12 protein-coding genes are annotated in these 17259 nt (G+C 70.4%); 7 read left to right on the forward strand and 5 right to left on the reverse strand.

Annotated features, from left to right (window positions below; translation table 11 throughout):
• Positions 1-68: 68 nt before the first annotated feature.
• Entirely contained in the window at positions 69-1625 is a 1557-nt protein-coding gene (locus ACZ63J_RS35540) for a DEAD/DEAH box helicase (RefSeq protein WP_465399090.1), read from the reverse strand.
• Between the two features lie 236 nt (positions 1626-1861).
• On the opposite strand from ACZ63J_RS35540, the gene ACZ63J_RS35545 reads away from it, so the two are divergent.
• The 4 genes from ACZ63J_RS35545 to ACZ63J_RS35560 are packed head-to-tail and all read left to right on the forward strand — an operon-like array spanning position 1862 to position 5182.
• The gene (locus tag ACZ63J_RS35545) at positions 1862-3568 is read left to right on the forward strand and encodes an acyl-CoA dehydrogenase (protein ID WP_465399091.1); all 1707 of its coding nucleotides are present in this window, start codon (positions 1862-1864) and stop codon (positions 3566-3568) included.
• Positions 3568-4014: a nitroreductase family deazaflavin-dependent oxidoreductase gene (locus ACZ63J_RS35550; protein WP_465314216.1), complete on the forward strand. Its 447-nt coding sequence runs from the start codon at positions 3568-3570 to the stop codon at positions 4012-4014. The genes ACZ63J_RS35545 and ACZ63J_RS35550 overlap by 1 nt, the downstream gene beginning before the upstream one ends.
• Entirely contained in the window at positions 4011-4775 is a 765-nt protein-coding gene (locus ACZ63J_RS35555; protein ID WP_465399092.1) for a 2-keto-4-pentenoate hydratase, read from the forward strand. Before ACZ63J_RS35550 ends, ACZ63J_RS35555 begins: the two co-directional genes overlap by 4 nt.
• Complete coding sequence (locus ACZ63J_RS35560) at positions 4772-5182, forward strand: hypothetical protein (RefSeq protein ID WP_465399093.1); 411 nt, start codon at positions 4772-4774, stop codon at positions 5180-5182. Before ACZ63J_RS35555 ends, ACZ63J_RS35560 begins: the two co-directional genes overlap by 4 nt.
• On the opposite strand, the gene ACZ63J_RS35565 is transcribed toward ACZ63J_RS35560, so the two are convergent.
• Positions 5118-6062, reverse strand: a complete 945-nt coding sequence (locus tag ACZ63J_RS35565) for an AraC-like ligand-binding domain-containing protein (RefSeq protein WP_465399094.1) — start codon at positions 6060-6062, stop codon at positions 5118-5120. The genes ACZ63J_RS35560 and ACZ63J_RS35565 overlap by 65 nt on opposite strands.
• Before the next feature lie 113 nt (positions 6063-6175).
• Here ACZ63J_RS35565 and ACZ63J_RS35570 point away from each other — a divergent pair, with 113 nt between their 5' ends.
• Both ACZ63J_RS35570 and ACZ63J_RS35575 read left to right on the forward strand, forming a co-directional pair.
• Positions 6176-7630: a benzaldehyde dehydrogenase gene (locus ACZ63J_RS35570; RefSeq protein ID WP_465399095.1), complete on the forward strand. Its 1455-nt coding sequence runs from the start codon at positions 6176-6178 to the stop codon at positions 7628-7630.
• Positions 7631-7743: 113 nt separating this feature from the next.
• Positions 7744-9453 (forward strand): P-loop NTPase fold protein, encoded by a 1710-nt coding sequence (locus ACZ63J_RS35575; protein WP_465399096.1) that lies wholly within the window; start codon positions 7744-7746, stop codon positions 9451-9453.
• A 104-nt stretch (positions 9454-9557) separates the two neighbouring features.
• Here ACZ63J_RS35575 and ACZ63J_RS35580 read toward each other — a convergent pair whose 3' ends face one another.
• Positions 9558-11966, reverse strand: a complete 2409-nt coding sequence (locus ACZ63J_RS35580) for a Tex family protein (RefSeq protein WP_465399097.1) — start codon at positions 11964-11966, stop codon at positions 9558-9560.
• A 146-nt stretch (positions 11967-12112) separates the two neighbouring features.
• On the opposite strand from ACZ63J_RS35580, the gene ACZ63J_RS35585 reads away from it, so the two are divergent.
• Positions 12113-13597: a chitinase gene (locus ACZ63J_RS35585; RefSeq protein ID WP_465314195.1), complete on the forward strand. Its 1485-nt coding sequence runs from the start codon at positions 12113-12115 to the stop codon at positions 13595-13597.
• 158 nt (positions 13598-13755) lie between these two features.
• Here ACZ63J_RS35585 and ACZ63J_RS35590 read toward each other — a convergent pair whose 3' ends face one another.
• A complete protein-coding gene (locus ACZ63J_RS35590; RefSeq protein WP_465399098.1) occupies positions 13756-15432 on the reverse strand; it encodes a GMC oxidoreductase in 1677 nt (558 codons plus the stop codon).
• Positions 15432-16895: a flavin-containing monooxygenase gene (locus ACZ63J_RS35595; RefSeq protein ID WP_465399099.1), complete on the reverse strand. Its 1464-nt coding sequence runs from the start codon at positions 16893-16895 to the stop codon at positions 15432-15434. Before ACZ63J_RS35595 ends, ACZ63J_RS35590 begins: the two co-directional genes overlap by 1 nt.
• Between the last annotated feature and the right edge of the window lie 364 nt (positions 16896-17259).

The raw sequence follows: 17259 nt of genomic DNA on the forward strand, positions 1-17259 counted from the left end.
AGTCATGAACAAAGCGAAGGCCGCCTCGGAACTCCGAGGCGGCCTTCGCTTTGTGTGGACTTGAGGGGTCAGCGCCCGCCGCGGCGGCCACCGGCGCGGGTGCCCGACGAGAACGCCGCCGCGCCGCCGCTCGAAGCCGACCGGCGGTTGCCCGCGGCCGGGGCGCCCGAGCGGCGCGAACCACCCGACGGGGCGCCGGACCGGCCACCGGCGGCGGCCGAACGGCCCGCGGCGGCACCCGAGCGACCCGAAGTGCCGCCCGAACGACCCGAACCCTGACGCTCCGAGCGAGGCTGCTCTTCGCGCCGCGCCTGGCCCGCCGCGCGGGAGCGCTGGCCCCCGCGGTTCTCCTTCGGGGCGCCGGGGGCGCCACGACGGCCGCGGCCCGAACCCGGAGCGGCACCCGAGGCCGTGACCTTCTTCGGGCGGTTGTCCACCGGCGGCCGCTTCGGCGACGCCGTGAACGACCGCTCGCCCGGGGCCAGCTCCGCCAGCAGCGGGTGACCCGGGCCGAGCTGGGTCGTGGTCGGCTTGATGCCGGCCTTGCGGGTGAGGTCGCGGACGTCGCGGACCTGCGCGTCGGTCATCAGCGTCACCACCGTGCCGGACGCGCCCGCGCGCGCCGTGCGGCCCGAGCGGTGCAGGTACGCCTTGTGCTCGACCGGCGGGTCGGCGTGGATGACCAGCCGGACGTCGTCGACGTGGATGCCCCGCGCCGCGATGTCGGTCGCGACCAGCGTCTTCGCCGCGCCCGAGGAGAACGCCTCGAGGTTGCGCGTGCGCGCGTTCTGGCCGAGGTTGCCGTGCAGCTCCACCGCCGGGACACCCGCGGCCAGCAGCTTGCGGGTCAGCGCCTTCGCGCGGCTCTTCGTCCGGGTGAACACGAGCGTGCGGCCCGGCGCCGCGGTCAGGTCGACCAGCACCGGCAGCCGGTGGGTCTCCTCGAGGTGCAGCACGTGGTGCTCCATCGTCGAGACCGGCGACTGCGCCGAGTCGACGCTGTGCGTGATCGGGTCGCTCATGAAGCGCTTGACCAGCACGTCGACGCCGTTGTCCAGCGTCGCGGAGAACAGCATCCGCTGCCCGCGCGACGGCGTGGCGTCCATGATCCGCCGCACCTCGGGCAGGAAGCCCAGGTCGGCCATGTGGTCGGCCTCGTCGAGCACGGTGATCTCGACGGCGTCGAGCTTCACGTGCCCGGAGCGCATGTGGTCGGCGAGCCGGCCGGGGCAGGCGACGACGATGTCGACGCCGTCACGCAGCTTCGTGATCTGCGGGTTCGCGCTGACCCCGCCGAAGATGGTGGTCGTGCGCAGGCCCAGCGGCTTGGCCAGCGGCAGGATGGACGCCTCGATCTGCGTCGCGAGCTCGCGGGTCGGCGCCAGGATCAGCGCGCGCGGACGGCCGGGCTTGCGCCGCGTCGGGCCCGCCGAGAGGCGCGCCAGCAGGGGCAGCACAAAACCGTAGGTCTTGCCGGAGCCGGTCCGGCCGCGGCCGAGCACGTCACGCCCGGCGAGGGTGTGCGGCAGGGTCGCCGCCTGGATCGGAAAGGGCTCGGTGACGCCCTGGGCGGCCAGCGCGTCCACGAGGGTGGTGGGCAGGCCGAGTTCAGCGAAAGTGCTCATAAGTGCATGCGGGCACGCGAGTGCCCTGGTCTCCATAACCTGAGAAGGGTTGTCCTGCCCGGCGCAGACCCGGGTTCGGCCGCGGCGCGTGGTAGTCGACAACAGCAGCGGGCCGAGGCAGAACTGAGCGGCCCGCATGATCAGTATAGCTGGCCGGGGTGACGTACCCCTAGTGAGATTGCTTGCACTCGGCTCGCCTTGCTAAGTTACCGGTCGGTAATCGAGGAGGCTCACCCATGCTGCTGAACCCGCACGAGTACGACCCGGCCCACTTCGACGCGGAGACGCGCCGGCTGCTCCGGGCCACCATCGACTGGTTCGAGCAGCGCGGCAAGGCGAAGCTGACCGAGGACTACCACAACCGCGCCTTCTACGCGGACTTCCTCGAGTTCGCCGGCAAGGAAGGCCTGTTCTCGACCTTCTTGACGCCGTCCGCGAACGCCGACGGCAACCCGGACAAGCGCTGGGACACCGCCCGCGTCGCCGCGCTGTCGGAGATCCTCGGGTTCTACGGGCTCAACTACTGGTACCCGTGGCAGGTCACGATCCTCGGCCTCGGCCCGGTGTGGCAGAGCGGCAACTCCGCGGCGCGTGAGCGCGCGGCGGCGGCCCTCGACGCGGGCGGCGTCGGCGCCTTCGGACTGTCCGAAAAGGACCACGGCGCGGACATCTACTCCTCCGACCTGGTGCTCACGAAGGACGGCGACGGCTACCGCGCCACCGGCTCGAAGTACTACATCGGCAACGGCAACTGCGCGCGCACGGTGTCGGTCTTCGGCCGCATCGACGGGGTCGAGGGCCCGGACCAGTACGTCTTCTTCTACGCCGACTCCGAGCACCCGAACTACCACGTGGTGAAGAACGTCGTGCCCTCGCAGATGTACGTCGCCGAGTTCCGGCTCGAGGACTACCCGGTGCACGCCGAGGACATCCTGCACGTCGGCGCCGAGGCCTTCAGCGCCGCGCTGAACACGGTCAACATCGGCAAGTTCAACCTCTGCTTCGGCGGCATCGGCATGGCGACGCACTCGCTGTACGAAGCCATCACGCACGCGCACAACCGCGTGCTGTACGGCAAGCCGGTGACGAACTTCCCGCACGTCCGCCGAGAGTTCGTCGAGGCCTACGCCCGGCTGACCGCGATGAAGCTGTTCTCCGACCGCGCCGTCGACTACTTCCGCAGCGCGAACGCCGAAGACCGCCGGTACCTGCTGTTCAACCCGATCACCAAGATGAAGGTGACGACCGAGGCGCAGAAGGTGATCGGCCTGGTCGCCGACGTCGTCGCGGCCAAGGGCTTCGAGGCCGACACGTACCTCGCGATGTCGAAGAACGACATCGACGGCCTGCCGAAGCTCGAGGGCACGGTGGCGGTGAACCTCGCGCTGATCGCGAAGTTCATGCCGGCGTACCTCTTCGCGCCGCAGGAGTACGCGCCGGTGCCGACCCGCACCGACGCCGCGGACGACGAGTTCCTCTTCCGCCAGGGCCCGGCGCGCGGGCTGTCGAAGGTCCGCTTCCACGACTGGAAGACCGCGTACGCCGAGGCTGCGCACATCCCGAACGTCGCGCTGTTCACCGAGCAGGCCGCGTCGCTGGTCAAGCTGCTCACCGAGGCCGCGCCGGACGAGGCGCAGCAGGCCGACCTCGACTTCGGGCTGGCGTTGACCGAGCTGTTCACGCTGGTCGTGTACGGCCAGCTGATCCTGGAGCAGGCCGGGATCACCGGGCTCGACGATCAGTTCGTCGACCAGATCTTCGCGGTGCTGGTGCAGGACTTCAGCGCCGCGGCCGTCGACCTCAACGGCAAGGCGAGCTCGACCGAGGCCCAGCAGGCGATCGCGCTCGCGGCGCTGCGCAAGCCGGTGGTCGACACCGCGCGCTTCGAGAACGTCTGGGCGCGGGTCCGAGACCTTTCCGGGGTCTACGCTATGACCCCGTGATGGCCAGGGAGTACCGGCTCGGCGTGACGCGGAAAGCCGCGAACGTGGTCGTGAAGGCGTTGCTGGCGCGCGGGATTCCGATCGTGGGGAGCACCGGGTGGCTGCTGACCACGCGCGGGCGGCGCTCCGGCGCCGACCGCACGACCCCGGTCAACGTCCTCGAGGTCGGCGGGGTGCGCTGGCTCGTGTCGCCGTACGGGCAGGTCGGCTGGGTGCACAACCTGCGCGCCGACCCGGCCGCCCGGCTGTGGCGCGGCCGCCGGCGCGAGACGTGGGCGGTCGAGGAGGCCGACGCGGCGACGGCCGGGCCGGTGCTGCGCGCGTACGTCCGCAAGATCCCGGTGACGGCGCCGTTCTTCGACGCGAAGCTCGGCGACCCGGCGGAAGCCTTCGCCGCGGAAGCCGATCGACACCCGGTCTTCCGGTTGGCAAGATCACGAACGTGAACCGAGAGCGGGCGGCGGAGCTGATCTGGGACGCGTGGCTGACCGGGAAACGGCTGGCGGGCCTCCCCGAGGACGCCCGCCCGCACGACACGGCCGAGGGCATGGCCGCGCAGGCGTCGCTCGCCGCACTGGGCGGGCCGGTGTCCGGCTGGAAGATCGCCGCGACGACCGTGTACGCCCGGCAGTACCTGGCCGTTCCCGGCCCGCTGCCGGGGGTGATGTTCGAGCGGTTCCACCACCACGAGGGCGAGCCGGTGCCCGCCGACACGATGACGATGGGCGTCGCGGAGCCCGAGTTCGCGTTCCGGCTCAAGGCCGATCCCGGCCCGTCGCCGTCGCTGACCGCGGTGCTCGACGCCGTCGACACGATGTTCCTGGCGGTGGAGCTGCCGGACAGCCGCTATACCGACCACCAGCGGGCGGGCGGCCCGCAGCTGCTGGCGGACGTGGCGTGCGCGGGCCGGTTCGTCGAGGGCCGCCCGGTGCCGGGCTGGCGCGACCTCGACCTGCCCCGCCGCCCGGTGGTCCTCCACGCGGACAAAGAGGAGTTCTCCCGCGGCGCGGGCAGCCTGGTCCTCGGCGACCCCCGCCTGGCCCTGCACTGGCTGGCGATGGAGCTCCCCCGCCACGGCGCCCGGCTGCACCCGGGCGACATCGTGACAACGGGAACGGCGGCCCCACCCTGCCCGATCCACCCGGGCGGCGAGGTGGTCGCCGACTTCGGCGAGCTGGGCAGCGTCGAAGTGCGGTTCGCCGCATGACTTTCCGGGCCGGGTTCGTCGTGGTCGCCGTGCTCGTCGTCGCCTTGGACGCCGGGTTCTGGTGGTTCGCGCGGGGCCAGCACCAGCCGACCGCGCGGATTGGCTTCCTCGTCGCCTACGTCCTGCTGCTGGCGTTCCTCGCCGCGGCCGCGGGGCTGGTGCGCTGGGAGGTCGCGGCGCCGCTGGGCGCGGCCTCCACCTCCGGCCTGCTGTTCGTCGGCGCGGCGGCGATCTTCAGCGTCGGCTTCGGGTTCGTGCTGCTGGCCGTCGTGGAGGCGGCGCTGGTCCGACGTCTTGTGCTCGACGCGTCGCCGGCCGGCTGGCGCAACGGCACCGGCCTGGTCAGCTCGGCGGCGGCGGTGGTCCCGGCGGCGTTGTTCGCGGTCGGTCTCTTCGCGCTCCGCTGACCCGGAACGCCGACGGGCTTTCCCCGAACTCGGCGCGGAACACCCGGCTGAAGTGCGCGGCTTCGACGAAGCACCACCGCGCGGCGATCGCCGCGACGCTCCGGTTGGCCAGCAGCGGGTCGCGCAGGTCGCGGCGGACGGCGTCGAGCCGCAGCCGCCGGATGTGGTCGGTGATCGTGTGCTCCTCGGCCTCGAAGAGCCGGCTCAGCGTGCGCGGCGACATCCCGTGCGCCGCGGCGATGCTCGTCCGCGAGAGCCCGGGGTCGGCCAGGTGCCGCCGGACGTGGGCGAGCACGCGGGCGCGCAGGGCGTCCGGGACCTCGTCGACGCCGACGTGGTCGCTGAGCGTGCCGGCGAGCAGGCTGAGCCCGGCGTCGCCGAGGCGGCTGGCCGCGGCTTCGTAGAGGTGCCCGCCCTGCGCGACCGACGCCGTGACGAAGTCCGCGAACACCGCGCCCGGGCCGGACGTCGCCGGGTAGGCGCGGTCCATCGCGTGCGCGACCGGCAGCCGCAGAACGTCGCGCGGGAAGGCCATCACCGCGGACACCCACTCGCCTTCGAGGCGCAGCGCGTACGGACGGCCGGTGTCGTAGATCGCGAGGTGCCCGGGTTCGACGACGACCTCGCGGTCGCCCTGCACGACCGTCGCGCGGCCGCGGACCTGGACGCACACCTTGAGCAGGTCGGAGGGGTTCTGCCGGATCGTCCCGCGCGAGCGGCGGACCACCTGCGGCGTGCCCGCGACGGTGAACACGTGGACGTCACCGAGCGGCGTGGTGACGACGTCACCCGAGGGAACGGAGGCGTCCAAGGGCTCGGGGTACAGCTCGCTGAAGGCGCCGCCGAGCTTCGCCCGCCAGGCCTCGCCACGGTGGTACATGGGCGCTCCGGTCGTCGCTGACCTGATCAGGCTAACACCGTGACCCGCAGAATCAACGCGCTCGAATGCCGCGTGACCAGGCTGGAAGCACGGACCGATCGCGGGAGGAACGCATGCTGGACGACGTCGACTGGCGCGGGAAGATCTTTTCGGGCGGCTGGGTGCCGGCCCACGGCGGCACGCTCCCGGCGACCGAACCGGCCACCGGCGAAGTGCTCACGGAGGTCGGGCTGGCCGACGCGCAGGACATCGACAACGCCGTGACGCGGGCGGCCGCCGAGCAGCCCGCGTGGGCGGCGACGCCGGGCCCGGAGCGGGCGGCGCTGCTGCGCAAGGCCGCGCGCGTCCTGGAGGACAACCGGTCGGAGTTCGAGCACTGGCTGGTCCGCGAGGGCGGCGCGATCCCGCCCAAGGCGGCGTTCGAGGTCGACCTGGTGCTGGCCGAGCTGTGGGAAGCGGCCGCGTTGCCGACGCAGCCGTGGGGGCACCTGCTGCCGACGAGCGAGGCGGGCCGGGAGAGCATCGCGCGGCGCATCCCGCTGGGCGTGGTCGGCGTGATCAGCCCGTGGAACTTCCCGCAGATCCTGTCGGTGCGGGCGGTCGCGCCGGCGCTGGCGCTGGGCAACGCGGTGGTGCTGAAGCCGGACGTCAACACGGCGGTGGCGGGCGGCACGCTGATCGCCCGCCTCTTCGAAGCGGCGGGCCTGCCCGACGGCCTCCTGCACGTCCTGGCCGGCGACGCTGCTGCCGGATCCGCGTTGACGGAACACCCCGGCGTCGCGGCGATCTCGTTCACGGGTTCGACGGCGGTGGGCCGTCTGGTCGGCGAAGCGGCGGGCCGGACGCTGAAGCGGGTCAGCCTGGAACTGGGCGGCAACAACGCGCTGGTGATCCTGGACGACGCGGACCTGGAGGCGGCCAGCTCGGCCGGCGCGTGGGGCGCGTTCCTGCACCAGGGCCAGGTCTGCATGACGGCCGGCAGGCACATCGTCCTGGAGTCGGTGGCCGACGAGTACCTGGACCGCCTGACGGCCCGCGCGTCGAAGCTCCCGGTGGGCGACCCGTTCACGGGCCAGGTGGCGTTGGGCCCGCTGATCAACGAAAAGCAGCTGTCCAATGTAGACCGGATAGTCACGGAGACGGTCTCGGCGGGAGCGACGGTCCGCGCCGGAGGAACGTACGAGAAGCTGTTCTACCAGCCGACGGTCCTGGCCGGCGTGACGACGTCGATGCCGGCGTTCCGCGAGGAGATCTTCGGCCCGGTGGCCCCGGTGATCGTGGTGTCCTCGGAGGACGAAGCGGCAACGGTGGCCAACGACACGGAGTACGGCCTGGTGGCGGCAATCCAGACGGGCTCGGTCGACCGAGGACGCGCGTTCGCCGAGCGGCTGCGGACGGGCATCGTGCACGTGAACGACCAGACGTTGAACAACGACGCGTTCGCTCCTTTTGGTGGAACGGGGGCCTCGGGCAACGGCAGCCGGTTCGGCTCGGCGCACAGCTGGGACGAGTTCACCCAGTGGCAGTGGGTCACCCTGCGGGAGCAGGCCCACGGCTTCCCCTTCTGACGGAGACGAGCCGCGGCGGTTTCGCCGAGCAGCGCCCGGGGGTGTAGCAAACGGGAGCTGCTCGGCGACAACCACGCGTACAGGCGCCTACCTCTTCGTCGATCGGATCGCCCATGAAGATCAGCTTCATCTCCGACCAGGCCATCGGCGAAGCTGATCAGCGTGACTCCGACGGCCTCGGCTTCGACACCTACGCCCAGGTCATCGCGGCGGCCGCCACCGACACGCGAGGTCCCTTCACCATCGGTGTGTTCGGCGAATGGGGCACTGGCAAGACGAGCCTGATGCGTCTGGTGGAACGGCGTCTCGCCGAAGATTCGAACGTGGTGACCGTGTGGTTCAACGCCTGGCGCTACGAACAGGAGGAGCACCCGATCGTGCCGCTCGTCGGCACGATCGTGCAGGCCCTGGAGAAACACCGGGGCCTCACGCAGCGTTTCGGCGACAACGGCAAGAAACTGATCCGCGCCCTGCGCTCGATCGCCTATGGGTTCTCGGCGAAAGCCAAGGTCCAGGTGCCGGGATTCGCCGAGTTCGAGGCGGGATTCGTCGCGAAGGACATGATCGAGCGGGACGCGCGGTTGACTCCCGATCCGCTGCTGGACCGGAGCCTGTACTTCGGCGCCTTCAACAGCCTCGACAGTGTGAAGCTACGGCAGAACGTGCGGATCGTGGTTCTCATCGACGACCTGGACCGCTGCTTCCCCGACCAGGCGATCCGGCTGCTGGAAAGCATCAAGCTGGTCCTCGCGCAGCCCGGGTTCATCTTCGTGCTGGGAGTGGCGCGAAAGGTCGTCGAAGGGTATCTCCAGCACCGGTACGCGGCCGAGTACGGCATCCGGGACTTCAAGGGGGAGCTGTATCTGGACAAGATCGTCCAGCTTCCGTTCCACATCCCGCCGTCGACGCACCGGATGGCCGAGTTCTGCCGCACGCTGCTGACCGACCAGCCCCGCGAGCTGGTCGAAGGCCTCGAGCCGGTGCTGCCGGTGGTGGCCGACGCCATGGGCGGCAATCCCCGGGCGGTGATCAGGTTCATCAACAACATCCTCATCGACAACGCGATCAGCAAAGAACTACCCGAGGCAGCCGAACAAGGTGGGATCCCCATCCGGTTCTTCGCCGTCTCGCGTTGCCTGGAGCACCGATGGCCGGACGTGTTCGAAGCGTTGACCGGGTCCGAGGAACTGGCGGAGGAAGTCGCGAACTGGAGTTCGGACACCTACGCAGTGAAGGCCGGCGGCGCCGGGCCGGAGGCGGTGGTGGCCACCCGGCTGCTCGCGGACCTGGAACTCCGTCGCCTGTTGACCGGAGAGCAGGGCCTCGACTGGTTGACCGACCCGGCGCTTCGCCAGGCGAGTGTCAGTTTCCTGATCACGCGGCAGCGTTTCTCACGACTCGACACGTCGGAGGTCAACGTCCGCTATGACGCCTACGTCTCCTATCCCCGTTCGGGCCGGGCACTGGTCACCCAGATCGTGGAGGTGCTCACCGAAGCGGGCTTACGTGTCTTCTTCGACGGACACCTGTCTCCCGGCGAACCGTGGGCGCAAGCTCTCGATCGGAGCATGCGCGCAGCCGACACCATGCTGTTCTGCATCGGCGCCAGCACGGATTCTTCCCGGAACCAGCAGGACGAACTCGACCTGCTGAGCATGCGCCCGGACATCCTGCTCATCCCGGTTCTCCTGCCGGGCGCCGACGTCGAGAACCTTTCGCCCGCCTTGCGTTCTCGCCAGTGGCTGGACTTCCGCGACGGATTGACTCGGGAGGGCCTGGACCTGCTGATCTCGACTGTGCGGCACCGGAACCGGCGCGCTTGAGCAGTCAGGTCCACGGCATGCCATTCCGACGGGGTCGCCGAAAGATGTGGATGTCGCATTGAGGGACTTCAAGTTCCTCAATGCGACATCCACGGACCTTGGTCCTACTTGCCGAAACCGGCCCGCCGCAGCGCATCCGCCATCGAACCCGAGCCGCCGGAACCGGAACCGGAGTTACCACCCCGGCCACCGCCGCGCTGGCCACCAGAGCCGGAACCCCGGCGCTGCCCACCACCACCGCCGCCGCCCTGCTGACCGCGATCACGACCGCCGCCGCCACCGCGGTTCCCGGCCGGAGCGCCCGGCTCGTCGTCCAGCCGCAGCGTCAGCGAAATCCGCTTCCGCGGCACATCGACATCCAGCACCTTCACCTTCACGATGTCCCCGGGCTTCACAACCTCCCGAGGATCCTTCACGAAGTTCTTCGACAGAGCCGAAACATGCGCGAGCCCGTCCTGGTGCACACCCACATCGATAAACGCCCCGAACGCCGCCACATTCGTGACCACACCCTCCAGCCGCATCCCCGGCTTAAGGTCACCGATCTTGTCCACACCCTCCGCGAACGTCGCCGTCTTGAACGCCGGGCGGGGGTCGCGGCCCGGCTTGTCGAGCTCGGCCAGGATGTCCGTCACCGTCGGGAGACCGAACGTCTCGTCGACGAACTCGGAAGGCCGCAGAGAAGACAAAGTCCGCGTGTTGCCGATCAGCGAGCGCAGGTCGGTTCCCGTGGACGTCAGGATCCGCCGCACCACCGGGTACGCCTCCGGGTGGACCGACGAAGAGTCGAGCGGGTCGTCGCCGTCCGGGATGCGCAGGAAGCCCGCGCACTGCTCGAATGCCTTGGGGCCCAGGCGCGCGACCTCCTTCAACGCCGTCCGGGAACGGAACGGGCCGTTCGAGTCGCGGTGGGACACGATGTTCTCCGCCAGCCCCGTCGTGATGCCCGAGACGCGGGTCAGCAGCGGCGCGGACGCCGTGTTGACGTCGACGCCCACCGCGTTCACGCAGTCCTCGACCACCGCGTCGAGCGAGCGGGACAGCGAAACCTCGGACAGGTCGTGCTGGTACTGCCCGACACCGATGGACTTCGGGTCGATCTTCACCAGCTCGGCCAGCGGGTCCTGCAGCCGCCGGGCGATCGAGACCGCGCCGCGCAGTGAGACGTCCATGCCGGGCAGCTCGGCCGAAGCGAACGCCGACGCCGAGTACACCGACGCGCCGGCCTCCGACACCACGGCCTTCGTCAGGTTCAACGAAGGGTGCTTCTTGATCAGCTCCGCGGCGAGCTTGTCCGTCTCGCGGGACGCCGTGCCGTTGCCGATCGAGATGAGGTCGACCTTGTGGCGCGCCGCCAGCGCGGCCAGCTCGGCCAGGGACTGGTCCCACTTGTTCGCCGGCTGGTGCGGGTAGATGACGTGGGTGTCGACGACCTTGCCGGTCGCGTCCACGACCGCCACCTTGACGCCGGTGCGGAAGCCCGGGTCGAGGCCCATCGTCGCGCGGGTGCCGGCCGGTGCGGCCAGCAGCAGGTCGCGCAGGTTGGCCGCGAACACGCGGACGGCGTCGTCCTCGGCGGCCTGGCGCAGCCGCATCCGCAGGTCGATGCCCAGGTGGAGCAGGATCTTGGTGCGCCACGCCCAGCGCACGGTGTCGCCGAGCCACTTGTCGCCCGGACGGCCCTGCTGGGTGATGCCGAACTTCGCCGCGATGCGCGTCTCGTAGTCGGTCGGCCCTGCTTGAGGCTCGACTGTGTTTGTGCCTCCGGCGCCGGCGGGCGAGGCTGGCTCGGCCGGCGACATCGTGAGGTCGAGGACCTCCTCCTTCTCGCCGCGCAGCATCGCGAGGATCCGGTGCGAGGGGAGCTTGGTGTAGGGCTCGGAGAAGTCGAAGTAGTCCGAGAACTTCGCGCCCTCGTCCTCCTTGCCCGAGCGGACCTTGGCGACCAGGTGGCCCTGGCCCCACATCTTCTCGCGCAGCTCACCGATGAGGTCGGCGTCCTCGGCGAAGCGCTCGACGAGGATCGACCGGGCGCCGTCGAGGGCCGCCTGCGCGTCCGCGACACCCTTGTCCGCGTCGACGAACACCGCGGCCGCGGCCTGCGGGTCCGTGGTGGGGTCGTTCAGCAGGCCGTCGGCCAGCGGTTCGAGGCCCGCTTCGCGCGCGATCATCGCCTTCGTGCGGCGCTTCGGCTTGTACGGGAGGTAGATGTCCTCCAGCCGCGACTTCGTGTCCGCGGCGAGGATCGAGGCCTCGAGGGCCTCGTCCAGCTTGCCCTGGCTCCGGATGGACTCGAGCACGGCGAGCCGCCGCTCGTCGAGTTCCCGCAGGTAGCGCAGCCGCTCTTCGAGCGTGCGCAGCTGCGCGTCGTCGAGCATGCCGGTGACTTCCTTGCGGTACCGCGCGATGAAGGGGACGGTCGAACCGCCGTCGAGCAGCTCGACGGTGGCCTTGACCTGTCCTTCGCGCACGCCCAGTTCTTCGGCGATCCTCTGCTCGACCGACACGCTCACTGCTACACGCTCCTGCTTCGCCCTGGTTCCGATCGTCTCATTCTGCCGTTTCCGCCGCCCCGACTTTCGGATGGGGCTCCTTGACATTCAGATTGGTCTAGTCCACTTTGTGGTGACCTGCCTCACCACCGTCGTGGAGGTCGCCCGTGGTCCCCAAGGTCCGGCTAGCCCTGCTTTCGTTGCTTTCCGTGGTCGCGCTGAGTCTCGGCGTGACGTTCGTCCTCGCCGGCAGCGCTTCGGCGGCGAACATCCTCGCCAACCCCGGCTTCGAATCCGGCACCTCGGGCTGGACCTGCACGGCCGTCCCGACCGCGGTGAGCACCCCGGTGCACAGCGGCAGCCGGGCCCTGAGCGCGACCCCGACGTCGTCGGACAACGCCCAGTGCTCGCAGACGCTCACCGTCTCGCCGAACACCGCCTACAAGCTGTCGGCCTGGGTCCAGGGCAGCTACGTCTACCTGGGCGCTTCCGGCTCGGCGACGACCAGCACGTGGACGCCGGGCACCAGCGGCTACACGCAGCTCTCGCTGAACTTCACCACCGGCTCGAGCACGTCGCTGACGGTCTACCTGCACGGCTGGTACGGCCAGCCGACGTACTACGCCGACGACGTCAGCCTCGACGGCCCGGGCACCCCGCCGCCGACGACGCCGACCACCCCGACGACGCCGACCACCCCCACCACGCCGCCGACCACGACCACCCCGCCGACGACGACCACGCCGCCGCCGACCCAGGGTGACCTGCCGAAGCACGTCCTCACCGGCTACTGGCAGAACTTCTACAACGGCGCCAAGGCGCTGAAGCTGGCCGACGTCCCGACCAAGTACAACATCATCGCGGTGTCCTTCGCGGACGCCACCGGCACGCCGGGCGCGGTGAGCTTCACGCTCGACTCCGGCCTGTCTTCGCAGCTCGGCGGCTACACGGACGCGCAGTTCAAGGCCGACATCAAGACGGTCCAGGCACGCGGCCAGCGTGTCATCATCTCCGTCGGCGGCCAGAACGGCACGATCAGCGTCGGCGACTCGAACTCGGCGAACAACTTCGCGAACAGCATCAAGTCGCTGATCTCGAACTACGGCTTCGACGGCGTCGACATCGACCTGGAGAACGGCGTCAACGCCACCTACATGGGCCAGGCGCTGCGCAGCATCTACAACGGCGGCGGCAAGGTCATCACGATGGCGCCGCAGACGATCGACATGCAGTCCACGCAGGGCGGCTACTTCCAGCTCGCGCTGAACATCAAGGACATCCTGACGATCGTCAACATGCAGTACTACAACTCCGGCACGATGCTCGGCTGCAACGGCAGCGTGTACGCCCAGGGCACGGTCGACTTCCTGACCGCGCTGGCCTGCATCCAGCTGCAGGGCGGGCTGCGGGCCGACCAGGTCGGCCTCGGCCTCCCGGCGTCGTCGCAGGCGGCCGGCGGCGGTTACCAGGCCCCGGCCAACACGGTCTCGGCGCTGAACTGCCTGGCTCGCGGGACCTCGTGCGGCAGCTTCAAGCCGTCGGCGACCTACCCGTCGATCCGCGGCGCGATGACGTGGTCGATCAACTGGGACGCGTCGCAGGGGTACGCGTTCGCCAACACGGTGTCGGCCGGGCTCGCGGGCCTGCCGTAACCCGTGCACGTCATGAAGGGGCCCTTCCGGATCCTGTCCGGAAGGGCCCCTTCATGACACCCCCAGCCGGCGCGTCCGGACCCCCCGGCCGCGCGCCTGCGGCTCCACCCTGGCGCACCGGGCGTGTGCGAATGTTGAGAAAATGTTGAATCCGCAGGTCAGGCCGGGTTTCGGGGGATGACGGGCAGTCGCAGGGCACCCGGCGCGTCCGCCGGGACGACCGGGGCGGTCGGCGGCACCGGCGCCACCCGCCGGTAGGCGGCGCCCAGCGGCGGCCGCGGGTCGGCGTCACCGCGGTTCGGCCAGAAGGCCAGCGCCCGCTCGGCCTGCGCGGTGATCGTCAGCGACGGGTTGACGCCCAGGTTCGCCGAGATCGCCGAGCCGTCCACGACGTGCAGGCCCGGGTGGCCGTACAGCCGCTGGTACGGGTCGACCACCCCGGTGCCGGGGGAGTCGCCGATCGCGCAGCCGCCGATGAAGTGGCCGGTGATCGGGATGTTCGCCAGGTCGGTCCACGCGCCCTGCGGCAGCCCGCCGATCTTCTCGGCGACGCGCCGCGTGACGTCGTGCCCGGCCGGGATCCACTCCGGGCTCGGTGTTCCCGAGCCCTGCTTGGTCGTCATGCGCCGGCCGAAGAGCCCACGCCGCGTGTACGTCGTCACGGAGTTGTCGAGCGTCTGCATCACCAGCAGCCCGATCATCCGCTCCGACCAGCGCCGCGGGTTGTGCAGGCGGACGACGTCGCGCCGCTGCTTCCAGAGCTCGCGCAGGCCCAGCACCCAGCGTCGGCGGCCGGTCTGCGCGTCCACCAGCACCGTGGTCATCAGGCCCATGAAGTTGCTGCCGCGCCCGTACCGCACCGGCTCCACGTGCGTGACGGCGTCCGGGTGGATCGACGACGTGATCGCGACACCGCGGGTGTAGTCGGTGTCGTCGCGCAGCGACCGCGCCGCCAGGACGGCTTCGGAGTTCGTCCGCGCCAGCAGGCCGAGCCGCGGGGACAGGTCCGGCAGCGTCCCGGTGTCGCGCAGGCGGTGGAGCAGGCGCTGGGTGCCGAGCGACGCCGCGGCGAACACGACCTGCGACGCGGTGAACGTCCGCCGGCCCTTTCGGATCCAGCGTCCGGTGCGTTCGGTGTCGACGGCGTACCCGCCCTCGATCGGCCGGACGGAGACCGCGGTCGTCAGGGGGTGGACCTCGGCGCCCGCTTGCTCGGCCAGGTAGAGGTAGTTCTTCACGGTCGTGTTCTTCGCGCCGACGCGGCAGCCGGTCATGCATTCGCCGCAGAGCGTGCACGACTGGCGGGCGGGTCCCGCGCCGCCGAAGAACGGGTCCACCCCGGACTGTCCGAAGTAGACGCCGACCGGCGTGCGGCGGTAGGTGTGCCCGATGCCCATGTCCTCGGCGACCTCGCGCAGGACGCGGTCCGCGGCCGTCGTCGCCGGGTTCTCGACCACGCCGAGCATCCGCTTCGCCTGGTCGTAGTACGGCGCGAGCTCGTCCTTCCAGTCCGTGATGTGTGCCCACTGCGGGTCTTCGTAGAACTTGTCCGGCGGCTCGTACAGCGTGTTCGCGTACACCAGCGAGCCGCCGCCGACGCCGGAGCCGCTCATCACGAAGGTGTTCTTCAGCAGGGTGAGCCGCTGGATGCCGAAGCACCCGAGCTTCGGCGCCCACAGGTACCTGCGCAGCCGCCACGACGTCTTCGCGAACTCGTCGTCGGCGAACCGGCGGCCGGTCTCCAGCACCCCGACGCGGTACCCCTTCTCGGTCAGCCGCAACGCCGTGACGCTGCCGCCGAACCCCGAGCCGATCACGAGGACGTCGTAGTCCATCACGCCACCACCCGGAAGTCCGCGGGGTCGAGCCGGCGGGTCCGGCGGTCGTACTCGGTGACCAGGCCGGGCCAGTTGGTCGTCACGCGGCCGTCGGCCTGGCGGTACCAGCTGGTGCAGGCGCTCCAGACGCTGTGGCCGAGGCGCTTCTGCACCTCGTCGTCGTAACGCTCCTCGACGTCCGGTCGTACATCCACATAGGACACTCCGGGGCGCGAGAGCTGTTCCACGGCTTGACGGATGTAACGCGCCTGGCGCTCGATCATGTAGATGATGGACCCGGCGCCGAGGTTCGTGTTCGGCCCGTAGACGCAGAACATGTTGGGGAACCCGGGCACGGCCATGCCCAGGTACGCCCGCGCGCCGCCGGACCAGGCGTCCTGCAGCGACCGGCCGCCGAGGCCGCGCACGTCGAGCCGGCCGAGGAAGTCCGTCGCGGCGAACCCGGTGCCGTACACGATGACGTCCGCCTCGACCTCGGTCCCGTCCTCGACGCGGACGCCCTTCTCGGTGATCTCGCCGATCCGGCGCGTCTCGACGTCGACGTCCGGCTGCGCCAGCGCGGGCAGGTAGTCGTTGGTGAAGAGGATCCGCTTGCAGCCCAAGGGGTACGCCGGCGTCAGCTTCGCGCGCAGCTCGGGGTCCTTGATGTGGCGGTGGCGCAGCTGCGCGGTCCGCAGCTCGAACATCTTCGCGAGCAGCGGGTGCTTGGTCATCGCGTAGGTGGCGTACTCGGCGAGCAGGAAGATCCGCAGCCGGCCGAGCAGCTGCGTCGGCGGCAGGTGCTCGAACAGCCAGTGCTGCCAGCGCCGGTAGGTGGGGTCGGACTTCGCCATGACGTACGGCGGCGTGCGCTGGAAGACGGTGACGTGCTGGGCGTGTTTCCGCAGCTCGGGCACGAACTGCACGGCGCTGGCCCCGGTCCCGATGACGGCGACCCGCTTCCCGGTGAGCTCGACGCCGTGGTCCCACCGCGCGGAGTGGAAGGCGTCCCCCGCGAACCGGTCCCGCCCGGGGATGGCGGGCAGGACCGGCCGCGACAGCTGCCCGACGGCCGGGACGAAGACCTCGGCCTCGTAGGTTTCGCCGGTTTTCGTCTCGACGCGCCAGAGCTTCCGGTCTTCGTCGAAGGCGGCCGCGGTGACCTCGGCCCGGTACCGGATGTGCGGCCCGAGGCCGTACTTGGTGATGACGTCACGCAGGTAGGCGAGGATGTCCGGCTGGTGCGAGAACCGCTTCGGCCACCGCGGGTTCGGCTCGAAGGAGAAGGAGTAGAGCGGCGACGGAATGTCACAGGCGGCGCCGGGGTAGGTGTTGTCCCGCCAGACGCCGCCGGGCTCGCCGGCGCTTTCGAGCAGCGTGAAGTCGCTGAAGCCGGCCCGCTTCAGTTCGATCGCCGTCCCGATCCCACCGAACCCGGTACCCACGATCAGCACCGACGGCCCCTTCGCCGAACCACTCATGCTGGGAAAGCTACGCATCCGAAGCCTGTGACAACAGGACACGAACGGTCACTCGATCGAGAATTCCGGCCAAGTGGACCCGGCTCACGGGAAGTGGGGTTGTCGAACGTCGCGGGTGTCGCTGCCGAGCTTCTCCGCGCAGATCCGGAGAGTCGGACTGTAGATCCCGGCGTAGTCGGGAGCGGAGATCCGTATCAGGTCACGCTCTTGCCGGGGCCGTCGTGGTTCTCGCGACGTGAGGCCCTGCCACGTGGTGGCCGTCGTCCTTCGTGTCCTTCAGTGTCACCCGGGCGCTGGCGGAGTCGCGCTCGATCCAGGCGATGTCGGTGCCGAACGCCCCACCGAGGTCACCGCGACGGCCGCG

The sequence above is a fragment of the Amycolatopsis sp. NPDC104863 genome, from assembly GCF_055582965.1.

Coding starts and splice junctions, on each gene's coding strand:
- ACZ63J_RS35560 (WP_465399093.1), top strand. CDS start 4,772: ATGACTTTCCGGGCCGGGTTCGTCGTGGTCGCCGTGCTCGTCGTCGCC.
- ACZ63J_RS35545 (WP_465399091.1), top strand. CDS start 1,862: ATGCTGCTGAACCCGCACGAGTACGACCCGGCCCACTTCGACGCGGAG.
- ACZ63J_RS35570 (WP_465399095.1), top strand. CDS start 6,176: ATGCTGGACGACGTCGACTGGCGCGGGAAGATCTTTTCGGGCGGCTGG.
- ACZ63J_RS35565 (WP_465399094.1), bottom strand. CDS start 6,062: ATGTACCACCGTGGCGAGGCCTGGCGGGCGAAGCTCGGCGGCGCCTTC.
- ACZ63J_RS35550 (WP_465314216.1), top strand. CDS start 3,568: ATGGCCAGGGAGTACCGGCTCGGCGTGACGCGGAAAGCCGCGAACGTG.
- ACZ63J_RS35590 (WP_465399098.1), bottom strand. CDS start 15,432: ATGGACTACGACGTCCTCGTGATCGGCTCGGGGTTCGGCGGCAGCGTC.
- ACZ63J_RS35575 (WP_465399096.1), top strand. CDS start 7,744: ATGAAGATCAGCTTCATCTCCGACCAGGCCATCGGCGAAGCTGATCAG.
- ACZ63J_RS35540 (WP_465399090.1), bottom strand. CDS start 1,625: ATGAGCACTTTCGCTGAACTCGGCCTGCCCACCACCCTCGTGGACGCG.
- ACZ63J_RS35595 (WP_465399099.1), bottom strand. CDS start 16,895: ATGAGTGGTTCGGCGAAGGGGCCGTCGGTGCTGATCGTGGGTACCGGG.